Consider the following 13,744-nt stretch of genomic DNA (forward strand, 5'->3'; position numbering starts at 1 on the left):
TAATTCGCTGACGGGTGAGGCACAACCGCATATAAGCCTAATGGTGCACTTTCAAGTTTTTCTCTATTATTCTGGATATAATTCAGCAATTCAATCCGAAAATCATCCAGAGTGAAATCAGTTAATGATATGTTTTCGTCCATTTCCTCTAAATCCAGAATTTCATCCTTTAGCCTGAGTAATTGTTTATCCCGGTATTTAATATCATCTTTCAGCAGGCTTTCAATCTGATCTGATTCTAAGAGATTATCTTCAGCAGTGGCAGTGATATCAACTAAAGCCATTCTTGCTTCCACTCTGTCTTTTAGCCTGATATAGTTATTAAGGTCTTCTGTGGGCCAGAAATTCACGAGTTGCACTATTTCATTAATGCTTCCCAGACGGTCAATCCTGCCAAACCGCTGAATTATTCTAACCGGATTCCAATGAATATCATAATTAATAAGATAATCACAATCCTGTAAATTTTGACCTTCTGAAATACAGTCCGTAGCAATAAGCAGATCAATTCCGCCTTCTTGAGGCATTATTTTAATTTTATGACGTTTCTTTGCTATGGGTGAGAAATTAGTTAATATGGCATCGAAATCAGTTTGCCTGGGAAATAGTTTTGGATGGAATGTTGTGCGATTATTCTTTTTCCCTCCCGAAACAACAGCCAGATCAAGACCAAATTCGCTCTGATACCAGTCTTTTAGATTTTTATAAAGGTAATCAGCAGTATCAAAGAAGGCTGTAAATAATAGGACTTTGGAATTTTTAGGATTTATGGGATTTTCGATCTTACCTTTAATAAGTTTTTTTAATTCTCTTAGTTTTGCATCTCTACTGGGGGTAATTGCTTTTGCTTCATTATATATTGCTGAAAGGTGCTCTCGATCTTCTTTAAGGCCTTTAAGCCATTTATCCAGGTTAAGATGCTTCAATTCAAACTTCAATTTCTTTCCCACGGTAAGCATTTCCTGCATTTGCTCAAAGTCATCATCATCAACCATGTTAGAATCAATCATCATTTCAATCTCGTAAAGCTCTCCGGTTTCTTCTTTACTCTGATATTCTCCGATCTTATTGATCAGTCTGTCTATTTTATCAATGGTACGCTTCATCGTAATTTCAAAAGATTTAATTGAACTTTCCAGTCTTTTCAGAAAATTAATTCTCATCATTGCAATCAGGAATTTTTCCCGTGTAGCCTGATTGTCAAAATCATCTTTTCTAATACCTTTAACATCATATTTTTCTCTGTATTTAATATCTAAATATTTGGAAGGATGATACAGGGAAAGCTTAAACTTTGATATGCTTTTATATAATTTATCATATGATGGGAATTTACCTAAAGTATCTATATCAGGGAAGATAGCAATTGACTTAGCCCTTTCAGGAAATTTACCAAATTCGGCAATTGTATCCTTGTAGTATTGAGTAATATGCTTACGGCTACGGGCTATTGTTACAGCATCGAGTAATTTAAAAAATGAAGAATCAAGACTTTCCATCAATAGAGATGAATGTAATTTATCCTTGTGTTTATCATTAGCCCATTTTTGAAATTTTAGCTGGGCGTTTCTCATCGTTTGTTCAATGCTTTTAATACCCAGAGATTCAGTAAAAGAAGAATCAATTTCTTCAGTAATAAGATAGATTTGATTTCTCAGGTCTTTTAAATAATTATTTACAGGTGTAGCTGACAAAAGCAAGACTTTAGTTTTTACTCCATTCTTGATAACATTGTCAATCAATCGCTCATAACGGGTATATTTGCGAACTTCATCTTTCTCCTGTCCTTTTTTATTGTTCCTGAAATTGTGAGATTCATCAATGACAACTAAATCATAATTTCCCCAATTAATTTTATCTAATTCTATATTTCCGGATTTACCACTAGTTCGCGTTAGGTCAGTATGAGAGAGAACATCAAAAGCAAACCTGTCTTTTAAGTAAGGATTGATGTCATAATTTTCTCTAAAAACTGTCCAGTTTCCTCTTAGCTTTTTGGGGCATAGAACTAATACTCGGCAATTTCTTAGTTCAAAATATTTTATTATAGCCAGAGCTTCGAAAGTTTTACCCAAACCAACACTATCGGCTATAATACAACCTCCGAAACGATTTATTTTATTTATAGCACCTTTTACTGCATCTTTTTGAAAGGCATAAAGAGAGTTCCAGGTTTCAGAATCTAAGAAACCTGTTTGATCTTTTAGAAATGTATCCTGTCTCTCCTCGCTGAGAAAGTCCTCAAAAATATGAAATAGAGATTTGTAATAGATAAATTCAGGCGCATTTTCTGCATAGAGTTGTTCAATATATTTGATTACTTTGTCCTTAACATCTTCAACCAGATCATTATCATTCCATAATTTATTGAACCAGTCTAAAACTTCTTCAATATCTCTTTCATCACTCATTCTTAGGTTTAGTTCCATGTTTGGATTATTACCAAATCCCAGTCCGCTATAAGTAAAATTTGAACTGCCAATGACAGCATCGAAAACTTTCCTGTCAGGATATTCTTTCTCAAAGCAATACGCTTTTCCGTGTAAGAAGCTTGATTTTTTTATTGATTTAATTTCTACCTTATCCTTAATCCATTGAGAACATAATTGAGAGATTTTTTTCTGCTCAAGACGATCTTTTATAGGTATAATTAATGAGCTATCTTCGATCGCTAAAGGACGATAGTCATTATCCTTAATTATTTTCTTAATGAATTTTGGCTCCCCAAATAAAAATCGTAATTCCTTAATTTTATCAAGTTCATCTCGTAGATAATAATAGGCATAAATTGTGAAATAAGCAGATACAAATGATGCCTTAGTTCCCAACATTAATTTATTTTTTAAATATTCAAAAAGCTTACCATTTGAGTAATTATCAATAACTACATCTTTAAATGCCATTACTTACCTCTATTTCGATTTTTTTAAAAACTATAACCTATTCCAATTTTTTATTAATCATTTCTTTTATCAATAAGAAAATAAAAATGTCAATATAAATCTCTTTCTGCCGTATCAAATCTGGTAAGCAGGCAAGTACGCAGAAAATACTCTTACTGAAATAGTCAAAGCGACCAGTAAATCGGTCGTTTTACCTGATTCAATACATTTTACATCCCATAAGTAACATTTTCTGCTATTTGTATGTTAAATAATTTAATTCGGTAGATATTTAATATCATACCAATAAGTTAAAGCTATTTTCGATCTTATTCCTACTCCCTGAGACCTCCCTGTGGGTTCCCTGTGGCTTTAAAGTATATTAAATACAATTATGATCCTATATTAATACCATAGTTCTAAAGAAAAATATCAAAATATGATTAAAGTTAATCCGATTGGTACATCGTCTTAACTCGATAACTGGTTGGAGATATCAGTCTACATTAATAGCTGTAAATGAATCTATCTCCGGGGTCTTTAGCTGAGAATTTATCAAGGTTATATTCATCCTGGGTAAGCTGTAGGTTAAATGCACCATACCTTGCTTCATTACCACCAGAGTGCATGGGAATGAAATAACTGGGCTTCAGGATATCAAGAGTTTTATAAACACCAATTCTGACGGCTTCATTATCACCAAAATTGCATCCACTGATGGGCATAAATGCCAGGTCAATATCTTTATTTAATGATTTGATATATTCAATTTCAGGGAGATAGTCACCACTGAGATCACGTTCTCTATTCGCATGGTCACCAGGATGGAAAATAACCAGTCCATCTACTTCCACCAGGAAGCCGACCCCAGTATCATTTGAATATATGGGATATATCTCAAAGTTATCTCTCAGGAATGGCTCACGCGCATTGAGAAGGGTGATCTCCTCTTCTACAGGGGGTTGAAATCCAAAAAAGTATTCAACATTGGGAAGATCAGCAAATTCAAAAATTCTCTGGTCATAGTGATCTTCATGTTCATGAGAAACGAGGAAAGAGACAGGTTTATCGCCCTCAAGAAATTTACGTGTTATGAATCCTGATCTGATGGAAGATCCTGCGGGAGGATCAGTTCTTTTCCAATAATCAAAGATCAGGATGTGATCACTGGTTTCTAATACCCAGCCGCTATGACCTGTATAGATAACCCGGCAATCATCAGAACCAATATCCTGCAAATCAGCAGAGACAGTGGCAGGCTTTGCTCCATATTTCAAGAGCAGAGACTGGATATTTTCATATCCATATCTGCTGGCAAGGTCAAGAGGAGTCATATTATCAGAATCAAGGGAGTTATAATCAGCACCCGATTCGAGAAGATATTCTGCTACATAAAAATATCCACCAGCAGCAGCGTAATGCAGAGGAGTTCTGCCCTTCCTTACATCTGGTTTATTGAGTTCTGCTCCATATTCAGCAAGCAGTTTCAGCATTTCCAGACTACCATTTTCAGCAGCCTTGTGTGAAGGCATCTGAGTGATAGAATGATGCCATTCATTTAAGCAGCCAAAGTTAGGGTCAGCACCATTTTCCAGGAATATCTTAACGAATTCCAGGCTATCCTGCTGAATAGCAAAATAGAATCCTGAAGTGCCATATTCGTTAAATTGATTCACATCAACCTGTGTTACTAGATAGGTAAGGGCTTCTGCGTTACCATTCCAGCCGATATTGATCAGTGCATTAGAACCCGCATCATTTAGTCCCTGAATATCACCACCATTTTCCTGGAGTAATTTGAGGGTGGTCAGGTCACAGATTGCCATGAAAATTGGAGTTTCACCTTCATTATTGGCTTTATTTACATCAGCACCTGAGGTGATCAGATATTCCACGCAGACGCTTTGACCTCTCATGGCAGCCCAGAAAAGTGGTGTCCTGCCCTGATCATCTTCTTTTTTAAAATCAGCTCCCTGTTCTATCAGATATTTAATAATCTCCAAATTACCACGCGTGCAGGCAGAAAAAAAGGGAGTGATACCGGAAACATGAGTAGTGTCAATCACAGCTTTATTTTCGATCATTAACTTAACCAGCGGAAGATCACCATTGATCACAGGGTAAAACAAACCTGGCAAACTGCTCATTTTGGTAAGATTGGGATTTGCTCCCTGGTTTATAAGATAGCTGGCAATTTCAGAGTAATTTCTGGCTAAGGCAAAACTTAAAGCAGTGACATCATTATTATCTTTGCGGTCAATTTCTGCTCCATGCTCCACCAGATAACGGGTGATTTCCAGATATCCCATAGCAGCAGCATTAATTAAAGGCTGGCTGCCTTCAAGATCTCCGGAATGAACATCAGCATCTAAGCTGATCAGTAATTGAACCATTTCCAGATTGCCTTCGCAGGCGGCATAATTTAACGGGCTTAAGACATTCTCGTTTTTTTCTTCCAGTAGATCAGGTTTGGAAGTTAATTCTTTTTTGATGCCGTCAATATCGCCATCATCAATCATTGTGTGGATGATAGTGGCAGGAAGAACAGCAAAAAGGCATAATACCATAAGGCTTAGCAGGATAATTTTAGACATAATAATTCCTTTTTATTATTTCCCCCGAAATGTGTGAATATGTGAATATAATTAGAAAAGTTTGTCAATAAAAAAATTTAGAAACTAAAAACGACTGAAGAATGTAATTTAAGATTTTTTTACTACAGAAGCACAGAGAACACAGAGAAATGTAATATAAGAGTTTTTCTTAGCAGCGAACAAGACGAACAAAACGAACTATTTTGTGCAGGAAATGTAAGAGTTTTTAACCGCTAAAAGCGCGAAATGACGCGAAAAAAGAAATGTGATGTGAATATGGGCGGGGTTTATAGTTGTAGCCAAAGCATTCCTGCTTTGGGAGGGGGTAGAGGGTGAAAATATAATGTGTGTGTGATCAACAAAGATATTGACAGGGGTTACAAAATTATTAAACAATGGCATTGATTTATATGAAAGCAATGATTATTCGTAGTAGAGGGATTAGCTAAAATATTGAGGACTGTAAGCAGAGTAAGGAAAAATTGAAAATTGATGAATACTGAAAATGTACAAGAGAAATAACTGAGATGAAAATCTTGTAATACCAAGTTTAATATATAGGAGAAATTGATGCCAAATCAGACAAAGATATTTAGAGTATTTGTAAGCTCTACTTTCACTGATATGAAGGAAGAACGAAGCCTATTGCAGAAATATGTTTTCCCAAGATTAGAAAGATATTGCTTAAGAAATCATGCCAGATTCCAGGGGATTGATCTTAGATGGGGAATAAATGAAAAGACACAATTGAATCAAAAAACTTTGGCAACTTGTCTGAATGAAGTAGCTCGTTGTCAAAAGATCTCTCCTAAACCGAATTTCCTGATCTTGCTCGGAGATAAATACGGCTGGCAGCCAATTCCTGAGAAAATCCCACAAGAGGAAATGGACTTGATATTGCCATTACTGTCTGATGATCAAAAGAAATTACTCTATTGGGACGAGAAAAACGATTATTACAGGGGCTGGTATCGTTTGGATACTAATGCTATTCAACCCGAATATGTACTTCAGGAAAGAAAGGATAAATTTGAAATTTATGATAAATGGGAACCGGTTGAGAAGAAGATCAGGAAGGCTCTACGAGAAGCTGTTGATCAATTGGATTTCTCAGATAAAAAAAGAATTAAGTATTTTACTTCAGCTACTCACCAGGAGATCATCAAGGGAGCTTTGCATCCACCAGAGAATATTGAAGATCCCAATAAGCATGTTTTTGCTTTTGAGCGAGTTGTAAAAAACCTTCCTGATGATGTAACAGCAGAAGGATATATTGATCTTAATGGGACAAAGCGGGATGAATATTCCGTTAAACAATTAGAAAGATTAAAAGTGGGAAAAGATGGGAAAAGTGGATTAAAAGCTAGATTAGAAGACCACTATATTACCTATGATGCTGAATGGATAGATGGTAAAATTGAGATTGATAGACCTCTTAAGTATTTTGCAGCTAAAGTATATTGCTATCTTAAATCAATTATTGCCGAACAAATAGATAATGTGATAAACAAAGATGAATTGCAGCACGAGATCACTCTGCATGAGAACTTTAAGAATAAATTAGTCACCCAGTTTCGCGGCAGAAAAGAACCTTTGGAATCAATTAGTAGATACATCAATGATCAAAATAATAAAACTCTATCAATCATTGGTGAATCAGGCTGCGGAAAATCGAGTGTCATGGCAAAAGCAATACAACTTATAATAAAACAATATAAAGACGATTCTACTGTCATTGTTTATCGTTTCCTGGGAACTTCTTCCAATTCTTCAAATATCATCTCTCTAATGCAAAGTGTGGGAGAACAAATTGCCTCTGAATTTAATACTGACCTGAAAACACTTGTTGGTGAAGGCAAAGAAACATCGCTTAATGAAATGTATGGAATGAGCGAAACCTTCAAAAAGTGCCTTGCTCTGGCAACGTGGGAAAAACCGATCTTTGTTTTTCTCGATGCTTTAGATCAATTATCTGATACTGATAATGCCAAAGCTCTTAACTGGCTACCCAATAATCTGTCGGAAAATGTAAAGATAATTATCTCCTCACTTCCGGAACTTGAAAGCAGATTGCAGGATACTTCGTTACAAAAGCTTCCTTTACTCCCTAATGAGGAAGCTAAAATTATCCTTGAAAATTGGCTAGATGCTATTAAGAGAACACTTACAGATAAGCAGCTCAAATACATAATGAATAAACCAAAGATCACATTAGCTATTTATCTGAAACTTGCATTTGAACAAGTAAAAAATTGGCACTCATATCATCAAGATTTGAATATCAGTGAAACTGTTGAAGGCATGATTATAGATTTTGTTGAAAATCTCGAAGATAAAAATCTCAAAGGTTTTGTGGAAAAAGTTATTTCTTATATGCTCTGCGGCAGATATAGCGGGTTGGCAGAACATGAAATACTGGATGTTTTGGTCTCTGATAAAAAATATTGGGAAGTTTTTCTGAAATTTTCCCACCCAGATCATAGGGATGAATTAAAGAAATCTAATAAGATTCCTTTAGCAGTATGGTCGAAACTCTTTCTGGATCTGGAACCATTCCTCACTGAACGAGATGTAAATGGCATGCCAATTATTACTTTTTTTCACAGGTTATTTGTGAAAGTATTAAAAGAAAAATATAGTTTATTAGAAAGAAATGCTGAAAATTTGCACACTACAATTTCAAAAAAAGTTAACTCACATAGATATCATGATCAACTATCTAATTATTTTCGTTCTATGGATTATTTTCTCGAATCAATAGAAAAGCAACGATTACAGATAGATTGTTTCCCGCCAAAACCAAGACTGGTGAACCACCGCAAGGTTGCTGAATTATTTTATCAGTATCAGAGCAAACTTCTATGTACACCAGTGAGTACATGTGAATACGAACAGATTGGTGAAGTATTAGTTAGCCTAATAAGTAATATTTTCTACTTGGAAGCAAAAGCCGAAGCTGGTATGATATTTGATTTATATGCTGAATTTGATTTATTTTTGAAATCCTTACCTCTTAATAGTTTTTTCTTTCGGATTTTTGAACTTCTAAAAGAAGCAATAGGACGGGATATCCAATTCATCAGTACGCATCCAACTACTTTGTTTCAATGTTTGTGGAATTCTTGCTGGTGGTATGATTGTCCTGAACTAGATGATTATATAGAAAAAGGCTATTCAAAAGAAAACACTGGTTTATATCGATTACTCGAGGCATGGTACTCAGCTAAATATAAATTAACTCCTGGTTTTCTTTGGCTACGTTCACTGCGACCACCTCCAAATCCTTTAATGAATGGATATTACACGATAATCGATAATGATAACACGATAAATATATCATTTAATCTTAATGGGGATATTGTCAGTCTGAGTAAGGATGGTTCGAAAAAAACATGGTCTGTTACTACTGGACAGTTGGTTGATAAAGAATTAGCAACCAAAAATTCAATAAAGAATTTTGCTATTCCACAAGAGATAATCCAGAAGGAAAAAATGTATGATGTAAGTTTTGGTGATGAGTATGGAGAGATTAGAAGTACAAAAAATCCAAATGAAATTTCAGGTTTTGAACATCATAGCTATGATCCAAGGTTATACGGGCATAAGGCTTCTGTTAGTTCGTGGGCATTTTCTCCTGATAGTGAGTATTTAGCAATTGGCTTTACTGATGGCTCTGTCCAAGTTCGACAAACAAGCAGTGGCTTATTAAAAAAATCTTATAGTAATCCTTTTGGAGAAGTTCAGCATTTGGCAATTTCTATAGATAAAAAACTAATCGCAAGTAGTTCTCAAGATTCAAGAATAGCTTTAAGTAATCTGGATGGAATGGAAGAATCACAATACAAGCTTCTAGGTCATTCAAAAGAAATTTCATTTGCGTTAAGTTCTCCATTTGGTAAATACCTTGTTACTCTTTCTAGAAGTACGTCCGTTTGGCTTTGGAATATTTATGATGGTAAATTGAGAAAGCGCTTCGACTTAGGACTTTGTTTCGTTGAACAGGTCATTTTTTCATTTAATGAAGAGTATTTATTTGCATCAACTTTCCCTTTGGTAATCAGTTCAACTTCTGCAACAGGAGCAGAGTTAGAGTTAAAAGGGAGTGGGTTACGCATTTTTAATACTAAAACTTTACATGTAACCACTATCTTCAGATTCCCTGTCTCTAATGCAAAAGCTGTTAGCTGTTGTTGCCGATCTGCTTTTGCTGCTGCAGGTGAATCTGGAAGAATATTCTTATGGACTGATATCGATGGGTATAAAATTATTGACTTGAAGCATGTTAAAATAGGGGATAATACGTATGTACGGGTAGAAAAACTTATGTTTGACAAAAAAGGCAAATATCTTGACGTTAAGCTAGAAAATAATGAGACAGAGCGACTGTTTTTGAATTCAGGGAAGGATGAAGTTAATCCTATTATTAAGACAGAAAATAAAAGTGAAGTAAAAAACAATTTTCTTCGCGGAAATCTATTATCTCTTGAGAAACTATTTATTAATGGGTATTCTTGGCCAATCAACAAACCACGAATTTGCTCTTCAGGTGATATTTGCTACATGACTATATCAAATCAATTATATATAATAATTGCAGAAATGAGTGAGATTGAACTTGGACCAAGGGAGAAAATCAATTACAATGATATTCTCAAAGGGAATAACTTATATAATCAGAATAGGTATGATTTCATATCTCAACTAAACCCTAAAGATGCAAATATCTTTCAGATGAAAAATGATGACATTTCATGTGAAAAGGAAACAACTGAAAAGGAAACAACTGAAAAGGAAACAACCTCTCAAAATTTCATCAGGAAGAAAATTGAATATCCCATAATTATAATAAATTGGTATGAAATTTTAAAACATAATTGGGAACATTCCCCGAATGCATTAATGGATTGGGATTTAAAATGTATTAAATGTGGCTATTTAATGGATTTCAAACGTGAGGAAGATGCTCCTATTGCCTGTCCAAGATGTGGTTATACTGACAGGTAGTCGAAGAGATATTAAAAAACTATGTGAAATTAAATAAGATGATATCTAACTCATATTAAGGTTAATTCAGATGATATCTTAAATCTGAAAGTATTAATGATATAGATTTAAATGAAAGCAATGATTATTCGTAATAGAGGGATTGAGGGATGGACTGATGGACGGATAGAGGAAGATGAGAAGATGAGAAGATGAGAAAATGAGAAGGGGAGAAGGGGTGAAGAGAGGGATTGAGGGAAAGACTGATGGACGGATAGACGAATAGAGGAAGATTATATGCAAAGACGAAGAAAAATTATCAGGGTATTTGTGAGTTCTACATTTGAAGATTTTAAGCTGGAAAGAGATGCTTTGCAATTAGGAGCATTTAAGAACCTGAGGACATATTGCCAGGAACGAGGCTGGCAGTTTCAGGCAGTGGATCTACGCTGGGGAATCAGTAATGAAGCAACCATTGACCAGAGAACGATGGAAATTTGCTTAAAGGAAATAGAACGTTGCCAGGAGCTGTCACCAAAACCAAACTTCGTAGTTCTATTAGGACAGAGATACGGCTGGCAACCTTTGCCTGACAGAATCATAGAGAGTATCATGGAAGAAATGAAAGTTGCGATGACTGATGAACTCAAGGATATTGTCAAGCATAGGTATGAACTGGATGAAAATCAGCTTCCTGAACCTGTATGGTGTCTTAAATCTCTTAAAGGTAAATATTTAAATGATATAGAAAAATACAAAAAAGAGGTCGAGATTCCATTGGTGAATTTTTTCACTGAATGGGCTCAGGCAAATCTTCCAGATCCTGATGAAGAGAAGAATTATGACAACCCAAGAGCAAAGCAGAGATTGAAAATGGAACGATCTGCAACTGAGCAGGAGATTCAGGCAGGAGCTTTGAAAGTGGATGATGCTGAAAGGCACGTAATTGCATATTTCAGAGATAAAATCACAGATTGTCCTTCTGATAATAGAATTTTCATTGATGCTGATCTGGCTCCAATAATGGGATTAAAAGACAGATTGAAAAAGAAAATTACTGAAGACAATGTTATTCCTATACCTGCGATATGGAATGTAGATAAAGCTAATCTTGATGGGTCTCATTTAAAGGAGTTATCAAAAGAAATAGAAGAAAGGTTAAAGAATGTCATTGATTCAGAGATAGAGAAATTTGATTCTGTTGATGAAAACGAGATGGAAGAATTAGCTCATGTAAAATTTGCCGAGGAAAGGAGTCATGGGTTTGCCGGTAGAAATAATGATTTAGCAAAATTAAGGGAATATATCGATTCATCACTTAGGAAACCATTTGTGGTATGGGGGCAATCTGGAATTGGAAAATCTGCATTTCTGGCAAAAGCATTTCTGGATTTGAAAAAAGATAATACATACCAGAATTCCAGGATCATTTGCCGTTTTATCGGTACTACTGGTAAATCATCAAATGGCAATTCACTTTTGTATAATATTTGTAATCGTTTATGCAAATTCTATAAAGGCAATAGTGAAGAAATTCCTATTGAACCTTCAGTTATGCAATATAAGTTCAGGGAATACCTTTCTAAGGCTACTAAAGAAAATCCTTTGATTATTTTTTTAGATGCCCTTGATCAGTCCTATGATAATGATCCTTTTGGGCAAATGAACTGGTTACCAGAGACACTGCCAGAACATGTGAAAATTATCTTGTCAACTTTGCCAGGGGTAAGTTATGAAAATCTTATAAAAAGAGAAAAAGAGCCCGTATTCCATAAATTACGTATGCTAACTAAAGAAGACGGGATAAAAGCACTAGAATCCTGGCTAACGGATTGTAAAAGAACTCTACGAGATTACCAATTTGATGATGTCATTAAGGCTTTCTTAAAGGCTGATTGCAATCCTTTGTACTTAAGGTTAGCTTTCGATCAGGTGAAAAAATGGAAATATGAAGATAGATTAATCAGGCTTGGACATAATATTCAAGAAATGATAGAAAATTTGTACTCAACTCTTTCAAGTGACAAGTCGCATGGAATTATTGTAGATAAAATACTTACGGCTTTACGCTGTGCCAAGTATGGCTTAAGTGATGATGAAATCCTGGGAATTCTGGCAGCAGACAAAGAATTCTGGATTGATTTTAGAATTCAATCTTTTCATGAATATCATTATCTTGAACAGGAAAATGATGGAAAGCAAAATAATGTTACTAAATATATTCCCCCAGTATTATGGATCAGGTTATACAATGACCTGGAATATTATTTAACCAGACGTACAGTTCCTGGTGGCGAAGTTATAACTTTTTATCATAGACAATTAGCAGAAGCAGTTGATAAAATATATTTTAGAGATTTGGATAAGGAAAGGGGTAAACATAAAGAGTTGGCAGAATACTTTGCTGCAAAAGACTGGTTCCGACAAATTGAACCTGAACAAATGCCCAATGTTCGTAAATGCGATGAACTTCCCTGGCAGCAAACTAAAGCTGAAATGTGGGATGAATTGACTGCAACATTATGTAACCTGGATTTCATCCAGGCAAAAAGTGCTGCTGGTATGACTTATGAGATGATGAATGATTATCAATTAGCTTTGGATACAATACCTATCGAAAGGGAAATTAAAAGAAGAGAAGAAGAAAGAGTAAGACAGGCTCGCATGGAAAAATATACCCATGATCTAATTGCATATGCCAAAGGGGAGATTAAAGAACTTGATATTCTTGAGAGTATTACCCCTTGGACTAAGGAACAAATTGAAAAAGAGATAAACAGAATCAAGAATGAGCCTGATAATGCTGATAAAATTCGTGATTTCTACAATTTCCTGGGACAGGAAGCCAATAATTTACAAAATTATGCTTGTGAATTCCCTCATTTTGCCACCCAGCAAGCCTGGAATTATGCAAATGAGGGTTTTGTGGGAAATCTAGCAAACTCAAAATTAAACTTTGTCGATAGTAGCATTTTAATATTAGCAAATTCGATAAGACCTAAATGGAATCCATTAGCAATTTTAGTTTGTTCTTACAGACTCGATTGTAGTGGGCTCGGTCAAATGAAGATTGTTCCAAATGGTAAGATTGTAGGGTTAGTATCTGAATCAGAATGCATAATCTTGGATAGTGAAACTGGTAGAATAATTAATAATCACAAACTATACGGTAATTATGTTGAATCTATTGATATTACACCTGATGGGAAATTCGTAATCATTGGATTAAAAGAAGGTGGAATTCTACTATGTAATTTTGATCAATATCCAGAGCTTGAAAGAATT

At 35.0% G+C, this 13,744-nt stretch carries 4 protein-coding genes; 2 read left to right on the top strand and 2 right to left on the bottom strand.

The genetic code is table 11. The annotated features are described in order from the left end of the window. Both RAO94_12655 and RAO94_12660 read right to left on the bottom strand, forming a co-directional pair. Positions 1–2,903, bottom strand: a 2,903-nt coding sequence (locus RAO94_12655; GenBank protein ID MDP8323190.1) for a helicase-related protein, incomplete at its 3' end; no start/stop codon positions are given. Positions 2,904–3,388: 485 nt separating this feature from the next. Further along, positions 3,389–5,476 (bottom strand): ankyrin repeat domain-containing protein, encoded by a 2,088-nt coding sequence (locus RAO94_12660; protein MDP8323191.1) that lies wholly within the window; start codon positions 5,474–5,476, stop codon positions 3,389–3,391. A gap of 570 nt (positions 5,477–6,046) precedes the next feature. Here RAO94_12660 and RAO94_12665 point away from each other — a divergent pair. Together RAO94_12665 and RAO94_12670 are read left to right on the top strand one after the other, a co-directional pair. Continuing rightward, positions 6,047–10,480 carry a DUF4062 domain-containing protein gene (locus RAO94_12665; GenBank protein MDP8323192.1) on the top strand — a complete coding sequence of 1,478 codons (4,434 nt, stop codon included), beginning with the start codon at positions 6,047–6,049 and terminating at the stop codon, positions 10,478–10,480. A 276-nt stretch (positions 10,481–10,756) separates the two neighbouring features. Then, positions 10,757–13,744: DUF4062 domain-containing protein (locus RAO94_12670; protein ID MDP8323193.1), on the top strand; the 2,988-nt coding region annotated here is incomplete at its 3' end.

This window comes from Candidatus Stygibacter australis, assembly GCA_030765845.1.
GTDB classification, from domain to species: domain Bacteria; phylum Cloacimonadota; class Cloacimonadia; order Cloacimonadales; family TCS61; genus Stygibacter; species Stygibacter australis.

Coding starts and splice junctions, on each gene's coding strand:
- RAO94_12660 (MDP8323191.1), bottom strand. CDS start 5,476: ATGTCTAAAATTATCCTGCTAAGCCTTATGGTATTATGCCTTTTTGCT.
- RAO94_12665 (MDP8323192.1), top strand. CDS start 6,047: ATGCCAAATCAGACAAAGATATTTAGAGTATTTGTAAGCTCTACTTTC.